Source organism: Eubacterium sp. LMAG:50, assembly GCF_008680265.1.
GTDB classification, from domain to species: Bacteria; Bacillota; Clostridia; order Lachnospirales; family Lachnospiraceae; genus Eubacterium_U; species Eubacterium_U album.
Genome location: NZ_NALP01000006.1, coordinates 269,668 through 290,280, shown reverse-complemented (window position 1 = coordinate 290,280; position 20,613 = coordinate 269,668). Strand labels below are relative to the sequence as shown.

The window sequence follows — 20,613 nt, the reverse complement described above, 5'->3', positions numbered from 1 at the left end:
ATAGAGTTAAGTTTGGATATTTTAAATATAAAAATAAAAAAGAACCAACAGTGTTGGTTCTTTTTTATTAAGCACGTTCAACCTTACCTGATCTTAAGCAAGAAGTACAAACGTACATTTTCTTTGCGCCTCCGTTAACTTTAACTTTAACAGATTTGATATTTGATTTCCACATTTTATTTGAACGTCTATGAGAATGGCTCACAGCGTTACCAAAATGAGCACCCTTATCGCAAATTTCACATTTAGCCATAATAGCACCTCCTTACACAAAACAATTAGGTCAAATTAACGTAATTGACCTGACACAAAGAGCATTCTAACAGAAAATATTGCAATTTGCAACAGTTTTTTGTATAAATATAAAAATAAATCCAACAAATTACCTATTTAAATAAGAAACAGTTCAGCCAAAAGCTCGAATCCGCAGATAAATCTGCTACTTCTCGCTTATTTGGCTCACCAAATGCCACCATAACATTAGGCCCAATAGCCTGCGAGCAGTCTTTGAACCTAATGGTATGGTGGCGCTTGGCTGAACTGTTGATAAAATCTGCTTTTATTTTTTTAGAAAAGAATGTATAATATAGTAAGCTATGTATAAAAATGATTTTGAGATATACAGGAGGTATATATATGAAAGGAAAGATGAATACTGATTTAGGTCAGGTTTTAATTAGCCCTGAAGTAATCGCTAAATATGCCGGAACAACAGCATGTGAATGTTTTGGTATTGTTGGTATGGCAATGGTAAGTGTAAAAGACGGTCTTGTTAAATTATTAAAGAGAGACAGCTTATCAAAAGGAATAAATGTTACAATTGATGAAAATAATGAGATTTCAATAGAATTCCATGTTATTATCGCTTATGGTGTTAATATTTCTACAATAGCTGAGAATATTATTTCTAGTGTTAAGTATAAAGTAGAAGCTTATACAGGAATGACAGTTAAGAAAATTAATATATATGTTGAAGGAGTTAGAGTAATAGACTAACTAATTACTCAAGGAGGAAATTATTTTGGTTAATAAGATTGATGCTAGTATGTTTCAAAAAATGTTCTTAGCAGGAGCAAAAAATCTTGAAGCAAAGAAAGAATGGATTAATGAATTAAATGTATTCCCTGTACCGGATGGAGATACAGGTACAAATATGACATTAACAATTATGTCAGCAGCTAAAGAAGTAGGCGGAATTGAAAATCCTGATATGAAAGTAATTGCTAAAGCAATATCATCAGGTTCCTTAAGAGGAGCCAGAGGTAATTCAGGTGTTATCCTTTCCCAGTTATTCAGAGGATTCACAAAGGAAATTAAGACATGTGAAGAAATTGATGCAATGGTTTTAGCAAAAGCCTGCAATAGAGCGGTTGAAACAGCATACAAAGCAGTTATGAAACCTAAAGAAGGTACAATCCTTACAGTTGCAAAAGGAATGGCAGATAAAGCAGCACAAGTAGCTGAAACAGAAGAAGATTTAACAGTAATGATTGATGAAATCATTAAACATGGTGATGATGTACTTAATCAGACACCTGAAATGCTTCCTGTTTTAAAACAGGCCGGAGTTGTTGATTCAGGTGGACAGGGATTAATGCAGGTTGTAAAGGGTGCTTACGATGCATTCCTTGGAAAAGAAATAGACCTTACAATAGAAGATGCAGCTAAACCGGTTGACAAGTCTAAATTAGAAGTTACAGATAATTTTGATATTAAATATGGATACTGCACTGAATTTATTATTAATTTAGATAAAGAAATGCCTATTGAAACAGAAAAAGAATTTAAAGCATATCTTGAATCTATAGGTGATTCTATTGTAGTTGTTGCTGATGATGAAGTAGTAAAGGTTCATGTTCATACTAATGATCCGGGACTTGCTATTCAGAAAGCTCTTACATTTGGATCTCTTTCAAAGATGAAGATTGATAATATGAGAGAAGAGCATCAGGAAAGATTAATTAAAGATGCTGAGAAAGTAGTAGCTCAACAGGAAGAAGAAAAAAAGAATGAGCCTAGAAAAGACTATGGATTTGTAGCAATTTCTGTAGGTGAAGGCTTAGATGAAATATTTAAGGGATTAGGAGTTGACTATATTATTTCAGGTGGTCAGACAATGAATCCAAGCACAGAAGATATTTTAGAGGCAGTTGATAAGATAAATGCCGATACAATATTTGTTCTTCCTAATAACAAGAATATTATTCTTGCAGCACAGCAGGCTGAAAGTTTAGTTGAAGATAAAAAGCTTGTTGTAATTCCATCAAAGACAGTTCCTCAGGGAATTGCAGCTATGATTGGATTTGTACAAGAATCTTCAGTAGAAGAAAACAAGGAATCAATGATTGAAAACATGTCATATATAAAGACAGGACAGTCAACTTACGCAGTAAGAGACACAGTTATTGATGATAAGGAAATTCATGAAGGAAATATTATGGGTATAGGTGATGACGGAATCCTTTCAGTAGGTGAAGATATTGCTGATACAACAGTTGATATGATTCGTGAAATGGTTGATGAAGAATCAGAAATTGTCAGCCTTTACTATGGTAGCGATGTGACAGAAGACGATGCAAATGAATTAGCAAAAAAAGTTGAAAAAGCACTTCCGGACGTAGAAGTAGAAGTTTATCCGGGTGGACAGCCAATTTACTATTATATAGCATCAGTGGAATAGGCTTGGAGGAATACGTATGGAAGAAACATTTGTAGAATATATTGTTAAAACAAAAACATCACTTTCAGCAATTGGAATTAGAATAGGATGCATATTTATTGTTATATGTTGCTTTTTACTTACAGCAGTTCTTGGAATTTTAGGTGTAACATTAGGTGTACTGGCCATTTATCTCACATATATGGCTTTTCAGATGACAAGTGTAGAATATGAATATTCAATACTTAACAGTGAAATTTCTGTTGATAAAATAATGGGACAGAGAAAAAGAAAAAAAGTTGCTGAATTTGATATGAAAAATGCAGAAATAATGGCAGATGCAGACAGTGAAGAAATTCTTCGCCGTGTTAATAATGAAATGAAGGTTCTTGATTATTCATCAAGAGAAGCCGGAAAATTAAAATATGCTGTTATTTTCAACGAAGCAAATGGGATTACGGAAATGATTTTTGAACCAAATGAAAAAATGGTTGAAGCATTACACAAAATAAGACCAAGCATAGTTAGAATTGCAAACAGATAGTTAAATATTTACATTCCTTTATGGAAAGTAATTTATTGACAATAAAAAGAAATTTTGTTAGTGTTAGTTCTAATAACTAAAAACAAAAAAGATAAAGAGAAAGAGAGGAATATTCCAATGGGAAAAATTATTGGTGAAGGAATTACTTTTGATGACGTTTTGTTAGTACCACAGTACTCACAGGTTACACCTAATATGGTTGACTTAACAACACACTTAACAAAGTCTATCAAGTTAAACATTCCAATGATGAGTGCCGGAATGGACACAGTAACAGAACACAGAATGGCTATCGCCATGGCAAGACAGGGTGGTATAGGTATTATCCACAAAAATATGTCAATCCAGGAACAGGCGGACGAAGTAGACAAAGTAAAACGTTCTGAAAACGGTGTTATTACAGATCCTTTCTATTTAACTCCAGAACATACATTAAAAGATGCTAACGATTTAATGGCAAAATTCAGAATTTCAGGTGTTCCTATTGTTGTAGGAAAGAAATTAGTTGGTATTATTACTAACCGTGATTTGAAATTTGAAACAGATGGTTCTAAGTTGATTAAAGATTCAATGACATCTGAAGGATTGATTACAGCTAAAGAGGGAATTACACTTGAAGAAGCTAAAGCAATTTTAGCTAAGGCAAGAAAAGAAAAACTTCCAATCGTAGATGACGATTTCAATTTAAAGGGATTAATTACAATAAAGGATATTGAAAAACAGATTAAATACCCATTATCAGCAAAGGATGAACAGGGAAGACTTCTTTGTGGTGCTGCAGTTGGTATTACAACAAATGTACTTGAAAGAGTAGATGCTTTAGTAAAGGCTAAAGTTGACGTTATTGTAATTGATTCAGCTCATGGTCATTCACAGAACATTTTTAATACTTTAAAATTAATTAAAGATAAATATCCTGATTTACAGGTAATAGCAGGTAATGTTGCAACAGGAGCTGCTACAAAGGATTTAATCGAAGCAGGAGCAGATGCAGTAAAGGTCGGTATTGGACCTGGATCAATTTGTACAACAAGAGTTGTTGCAGGTATTGGTGTACCACAGATTACAGCTATTATGGATTGTTACGAAGTAGCTAAAGAATATGGAGTACCTATTATTGCAGATGGTGGAATCAAGTTTTCAGGTGACATTGTAAAAGCAATCGCTGCAGGTGGAAATGTTTGTATGATGGGTTCAATGTTTGCAGGTTGTGATGAAGCACCTGGTACATTTGAATTATTCCAGGGAAGAAAATACAAAGTATACAGAGGTATGGGTTCAATTGCTGCTATGGAAAATGGTAGTAAAGACAGATACTTCCAGACAGATGCTAAGAAACTTGTTCCAGAAGGTGTTGAAGGACGTGTTGCTTACAGAGGAACATTGGAAGATACAGTATTCCAGTTAATGGGTGGTCTTAGATCAGGTATGGGATATTGTGGAGCTAAGGACATTGAAACATTAAAAGAAACAGGACAGTTTGTTAAAATTTCAGCAGCTTCATTAAAGGAAAGTCATCCACATGACATCCATATCACAAAAGAAGCTCCAAACTATAGTACAGAAGTTTAATATTTACTTAATATAGTTTGAAATAATTGTGAATTATAAAATTTTACTATGTAAAATCATAATAATATGTTAAAATTAAAAGGACTTTTGCGGAATGTAGAAGTCCTTTTATATTATGCAGAGGTGTCATTATACTTAATTTTTGTTTAGAAAATGATAAAGGTGTAAATGAGTTGAAAAATAACGGTTACTAAATGAAGCAGTTTAGTGATTGCTTATAAAATTGACACGTGTATAAAATTTGAATTATATGAGGAGAAAGTAATGAAAGTATTAAAGAAGATTTGGGTTCCGGTCTTAATTGCGATTATATTAATTGCATTTGGTGGGGCAGTATATTATCAAAAGGCAGTAGTTCCTAAAAAGGAAATTGATAAAAAAGCAGGAATTACATCCGGTAAATTAGATGATTATATTACATTAGGAGAATATAAAGGTTTATCATGTGAAGTTACACAAGATGATATCGATGAATCAATAAAAGAAGAAACACAGACATATACAGAAGTTGACAGAGAAGCAAAAGAAGGCGATTGCGTTGAAATTACATATACAGGTTATGTAGACGGAGAAAAGGAAAAGAATATCAGCCAGAGTAATTGTGAATTATATGTTGGACAGGAAGAAAGCCTTTATGCAGAATTTACAAATGCAGTTGTTGGACATAAGGCAGGAGATAAAGTAGAATATCAGGCAAAAGATACAGATGACATAAATTATGTTGCGGAAAAAGATTCTGATTACACGGGCAAAAACGTTAAGTTTACGCTTAAACTTGTATCTGTAAGCGAAGAAGAAACAGAAGATGTAACAGATAAATGGGTAAAGGATAATTATAATGAAGATTATGGAATCTCAACAGTAAAAGAATTCTATAAATGGAATGAGGATTATGTTCTTGAAAACAAAAAGAGTGATTTATGGCAGAGTGCAGTTGATAATGCGACAATGAATGGATATCCTCAGGAAATGTATGATAGTGTAAAAGAAGAATTTGATTCGGATGCAGCATATTATGCAGACTCTTATGGAATTACAGTTGATGAATATTTGTATGATTTCTCAGGATATACAGAAGAAAGCTTACAGGAAGAATATTTAAATGAAGTAAAATCTAATCTTGTAATGTGGAAAATTGTTGAAAAAGAAAATTTGACAGCTTCATCATCTGAAATCGAAGATAAATACGAAGAATTATATGCTGATTGCGGATATGATAATGTTGAAGATATGAAGAAAGATTATACTGATAAAGAAATTGAAGAAGCAGTGTTACTTGATAAAGCTATGGATGTTGTGTACGATAATGCAAATATAACAAAATCTTATAGCTTGCCAAAATAAAACTGTAATAAGTTTACAAGTTTTATTATTGAAATACAGGAAAGTTGTTATATAAAATTGATTTATAAGTCAGTAATGAAAAAATAAATAAGACAATAAAGATAGATAGAACAGATAATATGAACGATGTAATTTTGCAAGTGTTATTTGTTCTATTTTTTGTCTAGAGTAAGAACAACTGAATGCGATGAATTATTTAGTTACACAAGACCTGATGGAACATCCTACTTTACAGCGTTTAATCAGGCAGTAATTGATGATTGGACAAGAAGAGCAGAGAATTTGGCAGAGGATTATGATACTCCTGTAGAAGTAGTGAATGCGTGGATGAAATCTCCTACGCATAAGGCAAATATTATGAATGGAGAATTTGAGTACATAGGAATTGGATGTGTTAAAGTTGGGGAACATATATATTGGACACAGGAATTCTTAACAAGATAATGAATAACAGAAAATATACGGTGTTTTATAAAAAAATAAATACAAAATAAATTATAGCATTTGAAGTTGACAAAGCAACTTTAAATGCTATAATTGTGTTTGAATAAAGAAAACGTTGACGAGACGAGTAGATTAGCAGGAGGGCTACAGAGAGAAGCACCAAGGCTGGAAGTGCTTTGCGGATGGCTAATTGAAAACTACCTCTGAGTGACCCCAATCAGGTCCGGTGATTCCGTTATAATCGCAATGAGAGGCCTATGTAAAATAGACAATCAGGGTGGAACCGCGAGATATTCGTCCCTGCTTACTAATTGTAAGCAGGGCTTTTTTATTGTATTAATGAGTCTGGCTTACAAGAAATAATTATCAGATGTGTAAAGGAGAAAGTGAAAATGAAGATTACTTTAAAAGATGGCTCAGTAAGAGAGTATTCAGAACCAATGACAGTAAACGACATCGCATTTGACATTTCAGGCGGGCTTGGAAGAGCAGCATGTGCAGGAGAAATTGATGGCGAAGTTGTAGATTTAAGAACAACAGTAGACAAAGATTGTAATTTAAATATTTTAACATTTAAAGATGAAGCTGGAAAAGCTGCATACAGACACACTACATCACATGTTCTTGCAGAAGCAATTAAGAATTTGTATCCTGATGTAAAATTAGCTATTGGACCTTCTGTTGATAATGGATTTTATTATGATTTTGACAGCGAACCATTTTCAAGAGAAGATTTAGATAAAATCGAAGCTGAGATGAAGAAAATCATTAAGAAAGGTGCTAAACTTGAAAGATTTACACTTCCTAGAGAAGATGCAATCAAGTATATGGAAGACAGAAATGAACCTTACAAGGTAGAACTTATTAAAGATTTACCGGAAGATTCGATTATATCTTTCTATAGTCAGGGTGAATTTGTTGATTTATGTGCAGGACCACATTTGATGTCAACAAAGTCAATTAAAGCATTTAAATTGACATCTTCATCAATGGCATACTGGAGAGGTGATTCTAATAAAGCAAGACTTCAGAGAATTTACGGAACAGCATTTGACAGCAAAGATGATTTAAAAGCTTATTTAGATGAACTTGAAGAAGCAAAGAACAGAGACCATAATAAACTTGGTAGGGAAATGGAACTCTTTACAACTGTAGATGTAATCGGACAGGGACTTCCATTACTTATGCCAAAGGGACAGAAGATGGTTCAGAAATTACAAAGATGGATTGAGGACCTTGAAGATAATGAATGGGGTTATGTACGTACAAAGACTCCATTAATGGCAAAGAGTGATTTGTATAAAATTTCAGGACACTGGGATCATTACAAAGAAGGAATGTTTGTATTAGGCGATGAAGAAAAAGATAAAGAAGTATTTGCACTTCGCCCAATGACATGTCCATTCCAATACTATGTATACAAAGCAAGCCAGAAGAGTTATAGAGATTTGCCATGCAGATATGGTGAAACATCTACACTTTTTAGAAATGAAGATTCAGGTGAAATGCATGGACTTACAAGAGTTCGTCAGTTTACAATTTCAGAAGGTCATCTTATTGTAAGACCTGACCAGATGGTTAAAGAATTTAAGGATTGTATAGCATTAGCTCAGTACTGTTTACAGACTTTAGGATTAGAAGAAGATGTAACATATCATCTTTCAAAATGGGATCCTGAAAATAAAGAAAAATATATCGGAGAACCTGAAGTATGGAATGAAACAGAACAGGATATTAGAAATGTTTTAAATGAATTAAATATCCCATTTGTAGAAGATGTTGGTGAAGCAGCGTTTTACGGACCAAAGGTAGATATCAATGCAAAGAATGTATATGGAAAAGAAGATACAATGATTACAATTCAGTGGGATGCTTTATTAGCTGAACAGTTTGATATGTATTACATTGATGAAAATGGAGATAAGGTAAGACCATATATCATCCATAGAACATCTATCGGATGCTATGAAAGAACACTTGCATGGTTAATTGAAAAATATGCAGGCAAGTTTCCAACATGGTTATGTCCTGAACAGGTAAGAGTTTTACCAATTTCAGATAAATATGTTGACTATGCAGAAAAAGTAGCTGCAGAACTCAAGAAAAACGGAATTGATGTTACTGTTGATGGAAGATCAGAAAAGATTGGATATAAGATTAGAGAAGCACGTTTAGACAAGCTTCCATACATGCTTGTTGTAGGACAACAGGAAGAGGCTGATGGAACAGTATCTGTAAGAAGCAGATTTGCAGGTGATGAAGGAATTAAGAAATTAGATGAATTTATTGATGCAATTTGCAAAGAAATCAGAACAAAAGAAATCAGAAAAGAAATTCCATTAGAAGAGAGAAAATAATACTGATTTAAAAATTTTGTTTATTAAATAAAATGCATAAAAAAAGAACAATTGAAGAAAATAAGCATATCGGAAAATTTCCGAAATATATAATTGGAGGACGAAGATATGCCTATTTTAAATTGTTCAGTTCAAAATTGCTATTATAACAAAGAAAAGAAGTGCTGTCTTGATGGAATAAGAGTGGAAGGAAGCACAGCAGATACTGTTAACTCAACAGCCTGTGGAAGTTTTAAGGAACAGGGTGAAGGAAGCTATACAAGTGATTGTCATTGTGGAATGTCACCGGAAACAAAATTACAGGTGCAGTGCGAAGCAGTTAAATGTACATTTAATGGTGATAAAAAATGTTGCGCAGATCGTATAGGAATTGAAGGTAATGGTGCAAAGCATTATACTGAAACAGCCTGTGGAACATTTAAACCTGAATAAAATGTAAAATGATAAATTAAAAAAGGTATTTCAAAATAGTGATTTAAGGACGGATAAGTGAATTTATCTGCCTGATTAAAGCTTGAAGAAAACAAAAAAACATAAATCAAAAAAATGTGTTGACATATGTATTGCAAGATGGTAATATATATGTCGATGTATAAAACAAAGCAGAGTATCCACTCTCACCCAGACACATAGAGGTGATTCGAGGTTAACATTTAATTCATTTGATTTGAGTTTTTAGTGGATAGTCTGACTATCCACTTTTTTTATGGAGGTGCAATACCATTAGCGAGTTAATGATTAATGAACAGATTAGGGACAAAGAAATAAGACTCATTGGTTCAGATGGAGAACAGCTTGGAATTATGTCTTCAAGAGAAGCATTGAAGAAGGCTGAAGAAGCTGAATTAGATTTAATTAAGATTGCCCCAAAGGCTCAGCCACCTGTTTGCAAGATTATGGATTACGGAAAGTATAGATATGAATTGCAGAAGAAGGAAAAGGAAGCCAAGAAAAAACAAAAGTCAGTAGAAATTAAGGAAATCAGATTATCTCCTAACGTTGAGATTAATGATTTGAAGACAAAGGCTAATAATGCAAGAAAGTTCTTAGAAAAGGGTGACAAAGTTAAAGTAACTCTTAGATTCAGAGGACGTGAGATGGCTCATATTAGTAGTAGTGCGCATGTTTTAGATGACTTTGCTAAGTTATTAGAAGATATATCAGTAATAAGCAAAAAAGCTAAACTTGAAGGTAGAAACATGACAATGTTTCTCGAACAAAAGCGATAGGCTAGAGTTTAAATTAAGGAGGAATATAAAATGCCAAAAATCAAGACAAGCAGAGCAGCTGCAAAACGTTTTAAAGTTACAGGAACAGGTAAACTTAAAAGAAACAAAGCTTATAAGTCACATATTTTAACAAAGAAATCAACTAAGAGAAAGAGAAATCTTAGAAAAGCAACAGTTACTGATGCTACAAACGTAAAAAATATGAAGAAGATTTTACCTTATTTATAATTCTGAGTAGGAGGAAATTATCATGGCAAGAATTAAAGGCGGAATGAACGCTAGAAAAAAACATAATAGAGTATTAAAGCTCGCTAAGGGTTACAGAGGAGCAAGATCAAAACAGTATAGAGTAGCAAAGCAGTCAGTAATGAGAGCTTTGACTTCAGCTTATGCTGGTAGAAAGCAGAAAAAGAGACAGTTCAGACAGTTATGGATTGCAAGAATTAACGCTGCAACTAGAATGAATGGTCTTTCATACAGCAAATTTATGTATGGCCTTAAATTAGCAGGTGTTGAAATGAACAGAAAGATGTTAGCTGAAATGGCAGTTAACGATGCTGAAGGATTTGCTAAATTAGTAGAAGTTGCTAAAGCAAAATTAGCATAATTTTAATATATTTAATACTTATAAAAAAGCAGTGAGTTATTCTCACTGCTTTTTTATTTTCACAAAAGAATCACAATTTGAACGAAATAACGTCACAATTGAAACATAGAATATACAAGAAAGTTATTGTAACGATACAATGCAATAAAATAGTAGGAGGAAAGACATGAGTATTGTAGAGATAAACAATCTTGTAAAAAAATATGGAGATAACGTTGCAGTTAATGATTTAAGTCTTAATATTGATTCAAAAGGTGTCTATGGATTTTTAGGACCAAATGGTGCAGGAAAATCTACAACAATGAACATATTAACAGGATATATAGGAGCAACATCAGGAACAGTTAAGATTAATGGCTATGACATTTTTAAGGAACCTGAAGAGGCAAAAAAGAATGTTGGCTATTTGCCGGAGATTCCACCCCTTTATCAGGATATGACTGTATATGAATACTTGGAATTTGTATCTAAGATAAAGAAAATAAAGAAGGAAGAAAGAAAGGCTTGCATAGAACAGTCTTTGGAAATGACAAGAACGACAGAAGTTAGAGAACGACTTATTAGGAATTTGTCAAAAGGATATAAGCAAAGAGTAGGAATTGCGCAGGCAATTATGGGAATGCCTGACCTTATTATTTTAGACGAGCCAACAGTAGGTCTTGATCCAAAACAGATAATAGAAATTAGAGATTTGATTAGAAATTTAGGAAAAGAGCATACTGTAATTTTGAGCTCGCATATTTTGACTGAAATAAGTGAAGTATGTGAGAATATATTTATTATTTCTCAGGGCAAACTTGTGGCTTCAGGTAGGGAAGAAGAATTAATTGAAGAACTTGCAGGAGAAAACAGAATTGAGGCTATTATTAAAGGAGATGTGAAAGAAATAGAAACCATACTTGATGAATTTGGATGCAAACATTCAATCGAAGTTATGGATGACGAAAAATGTAAAATTCAAATTGTTACTTCACGAGAAATTGACATAAGGGAAGGATTGTTCTTTGCTTTGGCAGAAAAGAGATTGCCGTTATTAGAACTTAAGTTTAAGACTAAATCTCTTGAAGATTTATTTATTGAACTTACGACTGAATATAAGGCACAGCCAAAGAAAAAAGGTCTTAAGTTTAAAAAGAAAAATTCAGAAAAATTGGATGATAAAAACTTAGCAGATAATTTAAAAAATGAAGAAAAAGAAGTGCAGGAGGTAGAAAAATAATGCTAGCAATATATGAAAAGGAACTTAAATCATATTTTACTTCAGTAATTGCCTGCATGTTTATAGCAGTTACAACATTTATAGCAGGTATATTCTTTATCTATTATAATCTTACATATGGCTATACACAAATGTATGCTGCATATAATGCATTATTAATTTTAGTATTTACAATACCAATTCTTACAATGAAAATTGTTGCAGATGAACGAAGACTTAAAACGGACCAGTTGATTTTGACATCTCCTATTTCAGTTGGAAAAACAGTTGTAGGTAAGTTTTTGGCGTTGGTTACAATATATTTGATACCTGTTTTAATAATGTGTGTATATCCACTTATTTTATCCAGATTTGGCGAAGTGTCATTTAGATTGGCATACACAAATATATTAGGATTATTTTTATATGGCTGTGCATTTATTGCAATAGGTGTATTTATTTCATCCATAACGGAAAGTCAGGTTATATCGGCCATTTTAAGCATAGTAATTTTATTTATGGGTTACATGATGAATTCCTTAGAAAATATGATTTCATCTTCAGGAAATGCACTTACAAAAATACTTGGCGCATTTGATTTGTTGTCACCTGTAGATGAATTTATGAGTGGTGTAATTTCTCTTTCAGGAGTAGTTTATTATCTGACAATTATTGTTTTGTTCCTATTCCTCACTTGTCAGTCAATACAAAAAAGAAGATGGAACGTATCTAAGGCAACTATTTCAACCGGTGTATTTAGCACAGGATTTATCGCTATAGCAATCGTAGTAGCAGTATTTGTAAATCTAGTTGCAGGTAAGGTTACAGATAAATCTTTATGGGCAAGCATAGACATGACAGCGTCTAAGTTGTATTCGATAACAGATGATACAAAGAAAATGCTAAAGAAAATAAATGATGACGTTGTTATCTATGTTATGGCAGCTAAAGATGGCAGTGATGATACAATAAAGAAAACATTAAAAAATTACGAAAATAGCTCAAAGCATATAAGTGTTGAATATAAAGATACAAAATTAAATCCTTATTTTTACGCAGATTATACAGATTCAGCACCTACATCAAATAGTTTAATTGTTGTAAATAAAAAGACAAATAAGTCAAAGGTTGTAGATTACAATAACATTTATGAAGCAGATACAAGTTCATATTACACTACAGGCTCCACATCTTACACAGGATATGACTGTGAAGGTCAGTTAGACAGTGCTATATCATATGTGTTATCAGATAAGAATCCGGTTGTTTATCAGATAACAGGACATGATGAAATTGGAATGGGCTCGAAGTTTTCAGATGCAATTTCTAAAATGAATTGTGATGTTGAAGAAATAAAATTAGCAAGTATGGACAGTTTATCAGTTGATGATTGCGAAATGATAATGATTTTAGGACCTACAAAGGATTATTCTAAAGATGAGGCACAGAAAGTTATTGATTATTTAAATGCCGGAGGAAAAGCAATTATTGCATGTGAGGCTTACAAGAGCGCACAGACAGATAAACCAAATTTTGAATCGATATTAGAAGCATTTGGAGTGAAAGTTGTGGATGGTGTTGTGGCTGAAAATGATATAAACTTCTATTCAAGCCAGTATGGTCCGTTCTTTACATTTGCAAATGGTTCAGGAAGTTTTGCGTCAGGAATAGATAACTATATAATTGCTCCATATGCAAAAGGATTACAACAGGCAAATAAAGATGACTCTTCAATAACATATACATCTTTAGCAACAACATCAAAAGCAGTATCAAAAACACATTTGAAAAGTGCAAAAAAATATACTAAAGAAGATGGAGATGTTGAAGGAACATTTGATTTAGGAGCACAAATAAAGAAGAGTGTAACAAGCGAAAATGAAAATGGAGAAAGCACAACTACAGAAACCAACATTTTGGCGTTAAGTTCAGTTTATATGTTAGATGACAATATGAATGAACTTGTTGCAGACGCAAACCTTGAAATGTTCAATAATGCTTTAAGTGAGTATATTAATACAGATGATTCTGTAGAGACTTTGTCAATTCCTTCAAAGAGCCTCCAGGCTTCTCAGTTGACAATTACAGCATCAGTTTCAAGACTTGTAGGAATAATTGTTGCAGTTGTACTTCCTATAGCTATTTTAGTTGCGGGAATCGTAATTTGGACTAGAAGGAGAAAGAGATAATGAATAAACAGAAAAAACAATTTGTTGTAGTAGTTATTTTGATGGCAGTATGTATCATTGGCTATTTTGGCGTTGGTAAATTTTATAAAAATCAGGAAGAAAAAGAATCTGAAAATAAAGAGGCAACTGCAATAACGGCATTTGAGTTAAAAGATTATGAAAAAATAACAGCTTTTAACTATATAACAAATGGCACATCGATTACATTAACAAAAGATAGCGATGGAAAATGGCATGATTCAAGCGATGCATCAGTAAATATAAGCAAAGATTCAGTTGAAACTGATATGCTTGCAAAACTTGTGTCAGTAACTGCAGATGAAAAAATTGCTAAAAAGGACGACGTATCTCAATATGGATTTACCATAGATGATAATGGAAATGTAATTGCAGAGACAAATACAATAGCGCTTACAGACGAGGATAACACAACGTATACATTGTATATTGGAAAAGAAAATCCTTATGATACAAGTAAATATTATATGATGGTTGAAGGTGCTGATAATATTTATTTGGTTGACTCAGATATTCAAACGGCATTTTCGAAGAATATATCAGATATAACTGAGACAACAACAGAAGCTGCGACACAAGAGAGCACAGAAGTACAGACAGAAGAAATAACTGATGAGGCTGAAGCGAGAACAAATTAGTAAAAAATAGCAAACTATTGAAAAATGTAAAAAAGGAACTGCGAAGACAGAACAAATAAATAATTTTATGATTATCCAAAAAAAGTTGATTTATAATAATTAAATATAAATCAACTTTTGGGTATTATAATGATAAAGCAAGGGTGAAATTATAAAGATAGTTAAATTTAATTGATGTTAATTAATAAAAAATGATGAATAGAAAAGGTAAATTCAATCTTGTAAGAGTGAATTACACTACAAATTAAACTACTAGTTAAAAAAATTAAAAAAAATGAAAAAAGTTGTTGACAAAAGTTGCACAAATGGTTATATTAATAAAGCAGTTTGATTGCAACGGGATCTTAGCTCAGCTGGGAGAGCACCTGCCTTACAAGCAGGGGGTCACAGGTTCGAGCCCTGTAGGTCCCATTTATATGGCGAAGTAGCTCAGTTGGCTAGAGCACACGGTTCATACCCGTGGTGTCGAGGGTTCGAATCCCCCCTTCGCTACTTAAGAAGGTTCTGATTAAGGAAACCTTCTTTTTTTTCGTTTATTTAGAAGGTTTATGAAATTTATAAGAAAAAATTGAGCATTGATTATTTGTTACAAAACTTGTAATCTTTGTAGATAAAAATACATGAATAGTGTTATACTAAAAAATATGTGTCAGAGAGTGTATAAATATAGTATTTTAATTAACAAGTCGTATATCGACTGAGATATAGAAAAATGCTATAATATATATTTGAATTAATTTGTTGTATTTATTAAAGGAAATAGATTATGAGAATTGGAATGGGATATGATGTTCATAGATTAGGAAAAGAGAGAAAATTAATTTTGGGTGGAGTTACAATTCCGTATGAATATGGATTGATTGGTCACTCAGATGCTGATGTTGTTGTTCATGCTATTATGGACGCACTTCTTGGTGCAGCTGCACTTGGAGATATCGGAAAACATTTTCCTGACAATGATGAACAATATAAAGATATATCGAGTATTATATTATTAGAACACGTAGGAAAATTGTTAAAAGATAACAATTATACAATTGGAAATATTGATGCAACAATTATTGCACAAAAACCAAAACTTGCTCCATATAGAGAACAGATGGTAAAAAACGTAGCGAAAGCTTTAAATATAAACGAAAATCAGGTTTGTATTAAAGCAACGACAGAGGAAGGATTAGGATTTACAGGAGAAGGCTTGGGAATTTCATCTCAGGCGATTGCACTGCTTAATTAAGTTATGAAGGATGTAGAATTAAAAGATATTAGAATTGAAGACTACAATAAGTTACAGAAATATTATTTAATGAGAAGGCCAGAGACGGCAGACAGTAATTTGTTGGATTTATATATGTGGACTGATTGTTATCCAACACAATATTTTTGTAATGAAAAAGGAGTGATGTGGGTAGCAAAAAGCGAAGATAATAAATATTATTCTTCAGTTCCATGTTGCAGGAACGAAGATTTAAAAGAGTGCTTTTATGATACTCAAAAATACTTTAATGAAGTTTTAAATAAGAAGCTTGTTATGTATGTAGTTGATAAAGAAGCAGTTGATATTCTTAATTTGCCGGAAGATAAGTATACTGTAATTCCTGATAGAACTTATTATGATTATGTATATGATGCTCAAAAATTACAGACATTAAGTGGTAGAAAATATCATAAAAAAAAGAATCATTACAATGCATTTTGTAGGGAATATGAAGGAAGATATGAATTTAAACTGTTAGATAGTACGCATCATGATGAGATAATGGATTATTTGGAAAATTGGAAACAGCATAAAGAGCATACAGAAGAAAAAGAATTTATAGATTTTGAAGCAATTGGAATCAAATATCTTTTAGAACATGAAAATGTATTTGATTATAAAATTGGCTCAGTTTATATAGATGATAAATTAGAAGCGTTTACTATTGGAAATTACTACAAACAGGAAGATATGGTTTATATTCCTGTGGAAAAAGCTAATCCAAACATTCGTGGTTTATATACTTTTATATGTAGCGAGTTCTTAAAAGTAGCATTTCCAAATGCAGCAAAAGAAAACAGAGAAGACGATATGGGATTAGAAGGACTAAGAAAGTCAAAATTGTCATATAATCCAATATATATGGTTGAAAAATATACAATAATTCAAAAATAGTTTCTAATTGTTCGATTAGAAATTGTTTGAATATCAGGAGATGGAACATGATTAGATATTTAGAAAAAAACGAAAAACTGAATATCCGAAGTATTTATGAACAATGCTTTCAAGATAGTAAGGAATATACGGATTACTATATGAATAATTGTCTTAAGAATAATTTTGTTGCAGTTGATGAAGAGGACGGAGAAATTATTGGTGCAGTACATTTGATACCAAAGACTGTAACAACAGGTAAGCTTAAAACTAATGTATTTTATATATACGGTGTATCAACATTAGAAAAATACAGAAGAAAAGGTGTAATGAAATCAATATTCAAGTATATTCTTAGTGATATGTATGAAGATATGGAGGCATTCACATATTTGATTCCATCAGATGAGACAAACGCCATGATTTATAGAAAACTAGGCTTTGAGTATGTAATGGATAAAGAACTACAGAAAAAGGAAGAAGCAAGGAAAAAACCTAGCCATTCACTTATTCTTAGAAAGGCAGAGCCTTCTGATTTCCCAAGATTAGCAATTTTTGCTGAGTCGGCAATGGAAGAAAGGTATGATGTGTCTTTGACTAAAAATAGAGATTATTTTAAAAAAATGAATGATTTATTAGAAGTTGAGGATGGCAGAATCGAAATTTATGTTGAGAATAAGGTTGTTGTAGGATATCGAATAGTTGTAGATGATGAAGCAATTGAGGAAGTTCTTGACAATGAAACACAAAGTATGACATGGTTGCTAAATGAAAAAAAGCCATATGCCATGGCAAGAATTATAAATTTAAGAAAAACACTAAGACTTATAGGAATGAGAGGAGTAGGACAGTTTGTGATAGAAATTGAGGATTCAGTCCTTCCGGGAAATAATGGAAGATTTAAAATTTCCTATGAGCATACAAATATAAAAATGGAGCCAACAACTGAAGAAGCAGAGTTTCATGTTACAATTGGACAGTTGACACAACATGTATTTGGTTATAAATTAATTGATGGATTGCCTGAAGTCTGTATGAAGCACGGATTTTTTATTAATGATTATGTATAGAAATTATCATTACAAGTGTGTATAATCTATGTTGATATCTATGAATATAGGTTATTGATATTTATAGAAGGAAGTAAAAAGAGGGATTTAAAATGGGATTCATTCAATATTATAAAGAGCAGGTGGAAGTAATTAAGGATAGAGACCCTGCAATTAAAACAAATTTAGAAGCATTGTTATACCCAAGTTTTTGGGCAATATATAAATATAGAAAAGCTCATAAGTTATATGAAAAAGGACACGTATTTCGTGCAAGAATGATATCACAAAGAGCTGCAAGAAAGACTGGAATAGAAATTCATCCTGCAGCACAGATTGGTAAAGGATTATTTATTGACCATGGTCATGGAGTTGTTATTGGTGAGACAACAATAATAGGAGATAACGTAACTTTGTACCAGGGTGTTACATTAGGTGGTTCAGGAAAGGAAAAAGGTAAAAGACATCCAACTTTGCAGGATAATGTAATGGTTGGAGCGGGAGCTAAAGTATTAGGCTCATTTACAATTGGAGAAAATTCTAAAATTGGAGCAGGTTCTGTTGTTTTAGAAGAAGTGCCTCCGAATTCAGTAGTTGTAGGTGTACCGGGTGAAATTGTAAAACAGGATAATGTAAGAATGCCAAGGCTCGATTTGGATCAGGTTAATATGCCAAATCCTGTTCAGTTGGAAATAAAACAACTTAAAAAAGAAAATCTCGAATTAAAAGAAATAATGATGAAACTAGCAAATCATATTAAGGAGTAATAAGATGCAAATATACAATACGCTGACGAAGAAAAAAGAAATATTTAAACCGATAGACGAAAAACAGGTAGGAATGTATACATGTGGGCCTACAGTTTATCATTATGCACATATTGGAAACTTAAGAAGTTACATAATGGAAGATGTTCTTGAAAAAGAATTAAGATACGAAGGATATAATGTAAAAAGAGTCATGAACATTACTGATGTAGGTCATTTGTCAAGTGATGCCGACACAGGTGAGGATAAGATGCTTAAAGGAGCAAAAAGAGAACATAAGACAGTTCTTGAAATTGCAAAGTTTTATACAGATGCTTTCTTTAGCGATTGTAATAAATTAAACATCAAAAGACCTGATGTAGTTGAACCGGCAACAAATTGTATAGATGAATTTATTAAAATGATTTCCGGATTGTTAGAAAAAGGATATGCATATATCGCAGGTGGAAATGTATACTTTGATACATCAAAATTGGACAAATACTATACTTTGTCAAGCCATAATGAAGATGACTTGATGGTTGGTGTAAGAGATGATGTTGATGTTGATGAAAATAAAAGAAACAAGACTGATTTTGTATTGTGGTTTACCAAGTCAAAGTTTGACGATCAGGAATTAAAATGGGATAGCCCATGGGGAGTAGGATATCCGGGATGGCATATTGAATGTTCATGCATAAGTATGAAGCATTTAGGTGAAAATTTAGATTTGCATTGCGGAGGAATTGATAACATTTTCCCTCATCATACGAACGAAATTGCACAGAGTGAAGCATATATTGGACATAAATGGTGTAATTACTGGTTCCATGTTCATCATTTAAATGATAAGCAAGGTAAAATGAGTAAATCAAAAGGTGATTTTCTTACAGTATCTCTTTTAGAGGAAAAAGGATATAATCCACTTGTGTACAGAATGTTTTGTTTACAGTCTCATTACAGAAAACCATTGCAATTTTCGTATGAAGTATTAGATTCAGTTGCTGCAGGATATAAGAAATTAAAGAATAGAATTGCTAAATTAGACAAAGAAGGAACTGTTAATGAGGCAAAGGCAGCTGAATATAAAAAGAAATTTATAGAAATAGTTGGAAACGATTTAAATACAGCATCAGGTATTACTTTAATTTATGACTTATTAAAAGATGATGTAAATGATGCAACAAAGAGATACATTATTGAAGATTTTGATAAAGTATTATCTTTGGATTTATTGGAAAATGAAAATACACAGGAAAGTTCAGATGTAGATTCTGAAATGGAACAGTATATTAAAGAAAGGATTTTAAAACGAGCTGAAGCTAAGAAGGCAAAAGATTTTGCAACAGCAGATGCTATAAGAGAAGAACTTGCAGCTAAAGGAATTGTTTTGAAAGATACAAGAGAAGGAACAACATGGACAAAAGCGTAAATAATAACGACATTTTTAAAAGCATAAAAGAATCCATGGGATTAAAAGAAATTAATATAGTTGATTATTCACCTTTGACATTGGCTTACATTGGGGATGGAATTTATGAAATTGTAATCAGAACAATGATAGTTGATGAAGCAAACAGGCAGGTTAACAAAATTCATAAAGCAGCTGCAGATTTAGTAAAAGCTAAAACCCAATCAGATATGATACTTAGTCTTTATGAAGATTTGACTGAAGATGAGGCTCGTGTTTATAAGCGTGGAAGAAATGCTAAAGCTATAACAAGGGCAAAGAATGCATCAATGGGTGATTACAGAAGAGCAACAGGTTTTGAGGCTGTAATGGGATATTTATATTTGACTGAGCAGTCTGAAAGAATGATGGAACTTATAAAAAAAGGATTAAACAATATTAAAGAGGATAAGGAATAAGCTTTAAGATTAAGAGGAAATA

21 protein-coding genes and 2 tRNA genes are annotated in these 20,613 nt (G+C 32.3%); 22 read left to right on the top strand and 1 reads right to left on the bottom strand.

Features of this window, described 5'->3' with window-relative positions; genetic code table 11:
- Positions 1-67: 67 nt before the first annotated feature.
- Positions 68-253, bottom strand: a complete 186-nt coding sequence (gene rpmB / locus CCC31_RS04145; RefSeq protein WP_022089829.1) for a 50S ribosomal protein L28 — start codon at positions 251-253, stop codon at positions 68-70.
- A 383-nt stretch (positions 254-636) separates the two neighbouring features.
- Here rpmB and CCC31_RS04140 point away from each other — a divergent pair, with 383 nt between their 5' ends.
- The 22 genes from CCC31_RS04140 (at position 637) to CCC31_RS04035 (ending at position 20,591) form a co-directional block, all read left to right on the top strand.
- Complete coding sequence (locus tag CCC31_RS04140) at positions 637-996, top strand: Asp23/Gls24 family envelope stress response protein (RefSeq protein ID WP_022089830.1); 360 nt, start codon at positions 637-639, stop codon at positions 994-996.
- A gap of 22 nt (positions 997-1,018) precedes the next feature.
- Entirely contained in the window at positions 1,019-2,680 is a 1,662-nt protein-coding gene (locus CCC31_RS04135) for a DAK2 domain-containing protein (RefSeq protein ID WP_363347711.1), read from the top strand.
- 16 nt (positions 2,681-2,696) lie between these two features.
- Positions 2,697-3,203, top strand: coding sequence for a DUF6106 family protein (locus CCC31_RS04130; protein ID WP_022089832.1), 507 nt, complete (start codon positions 2,697-2,699; stop codon positions 3,201-3,203).
- 117 nt (positions 3,204-3,320) lie between these two features.
- The gene (gene guaB / locus CCC31_RS04125) at positions 3,321-4,775 is read left to right on the top strand and encodes an IMP dehydrogenase (RefSeq protein ID WP_022089833.1); all 1,455 of its coding nucleotides are present in this window, start codon (positions 3,321-3,323) and stop codon (positions 4,773-4,775) included.
- A 264-nt stretch (positions 4,776-5,039) separates the two neighbouring features.
- Positions 5,040-6,119, top strand: a complete 1,080-nt coding sequence (locus CCC31_RS04120; RefSeq protein ID WP_022089834.1) for an FKBP-type peptidyl-prolyl cis-trans isomerase — start codon at positions 5,040-5,042, stop codon at positions 6,117-6,119.
- A gap of 147 nt (positions 6,120-6,266) precedes the next feature.
- Complete coding sequence (locus CCC31_RS04115; protein WP_022089835.1) at positions 6,267-6,563, top strand: CAP domain-containing protein; 297 nt, start codon at positions 6,267-6,269, stop codon at positions 6,561-6,563.
- 392 nt (positions 6,564-6,955) lie between these two features.
- Positions 6,956-8,920 carry a threonine--tRNA ligase gene (gene thrS, locus CCC31_RS04110; protein WP_022089836.1) on the top strand — a complete coding sequence of 655 codons (1,965 nt, stop codon included), beginning with the start codon at positions 6,956-6,958 and terminating at the stop codon, positions 8,918-8,920.
- 108 nt (positions 8,921-9,028) lie between these two features.
- The gene (locus CCC31_RS04105) at positions 9,029-9,352 is read left to right on the top strand and encodes a DUF1540 domain-containing protein (protein ID WP_117909529.1); all 324 of its coding nucleotides are present in this window, start codon (positions 9,029-9,031) and stop codon (positions 9,350-9,352) included.
- A gap of 302 nt (positions 9,353-9,654) precedes the next feature.
- On the top strand, positions 9,655-10,149 hold the full coding sequence (infC, locus tag CCC31_RS04100) for a translation initiation factor IF-3 (RefSeq protein ID WP_022089838.1): 495 nt from the start codon (positions 9,655-9,657) through the stop codon (positions 10,147-10,149).
- A 30-nt stretch (positions 10,150-10,179) separates the two neighbouring features.
- Complete coding sequence (gene rpmI / locus CCC31_RS04095; protein WP_022089839.1) at positions 10,180-10,377, top strand: 50S ribosomal protein L35; 198 nt, start codon at positions 10,180-10,182, stop codon at positions 10,375-10,377.
- Between the two features lie 22 nt (positions 10,378-10,399).
- Positions 10,400-10,756 carry a 50S ribosomal protein L20 gene (gene rplT / locus CCC31_RS04090; protein ID WP_290849841.1) on the top strand — a complete coding sequence of 119 codons (357 nt, stop codon included), beginning with the start codon at positions 10,400-10,402 and terminating at the stop codon, positions 10,754-10,756.
- Positions 10,757-10,922: 166 nt separating this feature from the next.
- Entirely contained in the window at positions 10,923-11,975 is a 1,053-nt protein-coding gene (locus tag CCC31_RS04085; RefSeq protein ID WP_347993420.1) for an ABC transporter ATP-binding protein, read from the top strand.
- Positions 11,975-14,143: a Gldg family protein gene (locus CCC31_RS04080; protein WP_290849839.1), complete on the top strand. Its 2,169-nt coding sequence runs from the start codon at positions 11,975-11,977 to the stop codon at positions 14,141-14,143. The genes CCC31_RS04085 and CCC31_RS04080 overlap by 1 nt, the downstream gene beginning before the upstream one ends.
- Positions 14,143-14,799, top strand: coding sequence for a DUF4340 domain-containing protein (locus tag CCC31_RS04075; protein ID WP_290849837.1), 657 nt, complete (start codon positions 14,143-14,145; stop codon positions 14,797-14,799). The genes CCC31_RS04080 and CCC31_RS04075 overlap by 1 nt, the downstream gene beginning before the upstream one ends.
- 338 nt (positions 14,800-15,137) lie before the next feature.
- A tRNA-Val gene (locus CCC31_RS04070) sits at positions 15,138-15,210 on the top strand.
- A gap of 7 nt (positions 15,211-15,217) precedes the next feature.
- Positions 15,218-15,291: transfer RNA gene (locus CCC31_RS04065), tRNA-Met, on the top strand.
- 274 nt (positions 15,292-15,565) lie between these two features.
- Positions 15,566-16,033 (top strand): 2-C-methyl-D-erythritol 2,4-cyclodiphosphate synthase, encoded by a 468-nt coding sequence (ispF, locus tag CCC31_RS04060; RefSeq protein WP_022089844.1) that lies wholly within the window; start codon positions 15,566-15,568, stop codon positions 16,031-16,033.
- A gap of 3 nt (positions 16,034-16,036) precedes the next feature.
- Positions 16,037-16,948, top strand: a complete 912-nt coding sequence (locus CCC31_RS04055; RefSeq protein ID WP_022089845.1) for a phosphatidylglycerol lysyltransferase domain-containing protein — start codon at positions 16,037-16,039, stop codon at positions 16,946-16,948.
- A 47-nt stretch (positions 16,949-16,995) separates the two neighbouring features.
- A complete protein-coding gene (locus CCC31_RS04050) occupies positions 16,996-17,997 on the top strand; it encodes a GNAT family N-acetyltransferase (RefSeq protein WP_022089846.1) in 1,002 nt (333 codons plus the stop codon).
- Positions 17,998-18,089: 92 nt separating this feature from the next.
- Positions 18,090-18,743, top strand: coding sequence for a serine O-acetyltransferase (cysE, locus tag CCC31_RS04045; protein ID WP_022089847.1), 654 nt, complete (start codon positions 18,090-18,092; stop codon positions 18,741-18,743).
- Positions 18,744-18,747: 4 nt separating this feature from the next.
- On the top strand, positions 18,748-20,154 hold the full coding sequence (gene cysS, locus CCC31_RS04040) for a cysteine--tRNA ligase (RefSeq protein ID WP_117909527.1): 1,407 nt from the start codon (positions 18,748-18,750) through the stop codon (positions 20,152-20,154).
- On the top strand, positions 20,139-20,591 hold the full coding sequence (locus CCC31_RS04035; RefSeq protein ID WP_022089849.1) for a ribonuclease III domain-containing protein: 453 nt from the start codon (positions 20,139-20,141) through the stop codon (positions 20,589-20,591). The genes cysS and CCC31_RS04035 overlap by 16 nt, the downstream gene beginning before the upstream one ends.
- The last annotated feature ends 22 nt before the right edge of the window (positions 20,592-20,613 follow it).

Coding starts and splice junctions, on each gene's coding strand:
- rpmB (WP_022089829.1), bottom strand. CDS start 253: ATGGCTAAATGTGAAATTTGCGATAAGGGTGCTCATTTTGGTAACGCT.
- CCC31_RS04140 (WP_022089830.1), top strand. CDS start 637: ATGAAAGGAAAGATGAATACTGATTTAGGTCAGGTTTTAATTAGCCCT.
- CCC31_RS04130 (WP_022089832.1), top strand. CDS start 2,697: ATGGAAGAAACATTTGTAGAATATATTGTTAAAACAAAAACATCACTT.
- guaB (WP_022089833.1), top strand. CDS start 3,321: ATGGGAAAAATTATTGGTGAAGGAATTACTTTTGATGACGTTTTGTTA.
- CCC31_RS04120 (WP_022089834.1), top strand. CDS start 5,040: ATGAAAGTATTAAAGAAGATTTGGGTTCCGGTCTTAATTGCGATTATA.
- thrS (WP_022089836.1), top strand. CDS start 6,956: ATGAAGATTACTTTAAAAGATGGCTCAGTAAGAGAGTATTCAGAACCA.
- CCC31_RS04105 (WP_117909529.1), top strand. CDS start 9,029: ATGCCTATTTTAAATTGTTCAGTTCAAAATTGCTATTATAACAAAGAA.
- infC (WP_022089838.1), top strand. CDS start 9,655: ATGATTAATGAACAGATTAGGGACAAAGAAATAAGACTCATTGGTTCA.
- rpmI (WP_022089839.1), top strand. CDS start 10,180: ATGCCAAAAATCAAGACAAGCAGAGCAGCTGCAAAACGTTTTAAAGTT.
- rplT (WP_290849841.1), top strand. CDS start 10,400: ATGGCAAGAATTAAAGGCGGAATGAACGCTAGAAAAAAACATAATAGA.
- CCC31_RS04085 (WP_347993420.1), top strand. CDS start 10,923: ATGAGTATTGTAGAGATAAACAATCTTGTAAAAAAATATGGAGATAAC.
- CCC31_RS04080 (WP_290849839.1), top strand. CDS start 11,975: ATGCTAGCAATATATGAAAAGGAACTTAAATCATATTTTACTTCAGTA.
- CCC31_RS04075 (WP_290849837.1), top strand. CDS start 14,143: ATGAATAAACAGAAAAAACAATTTGTTGTAGTAGTTATTTTGATGGCA.
- ispF (WP_022089844.1), top strand. CDS start 15,566: ATGAGAATTGGAATGGGATATGATGTTCATAGATTAGGAAAAGAGAGA.
- CCC31_RS04055 (WP_022089845.1), top strand. CDS start 16,037: ATGAAGGATGTAGAATTAAAAGATATTAGAATTGAAGACTACAATAAG.
- CCC31_RS04050 (WP_022089846.1), top strand. CDS start 16,996: ATGATTAGATATTTAGAAAAAAACGAAAAACTGAATATCCGAAGTATT.
- cysE (WP_022089847.1), top strand. CDS start 18,090: ATGGGATTCATTCAATATTATAAAGAGCAGGTGGAAGTAATTAAGGAT.
- cysS (WP_117909527.1), top strand. CDS start 18,748: ATGCAAATATACAATACGCTGACGAAGAAAAAAGAAATATTTAAACCG.
- CCC31_RS04035 (WP_022089849.1), top strand. CDS start 20,139: ATGGACAAAAGCGTAAATAATAACGACATTTTTAAAAGCATAAAAGAA.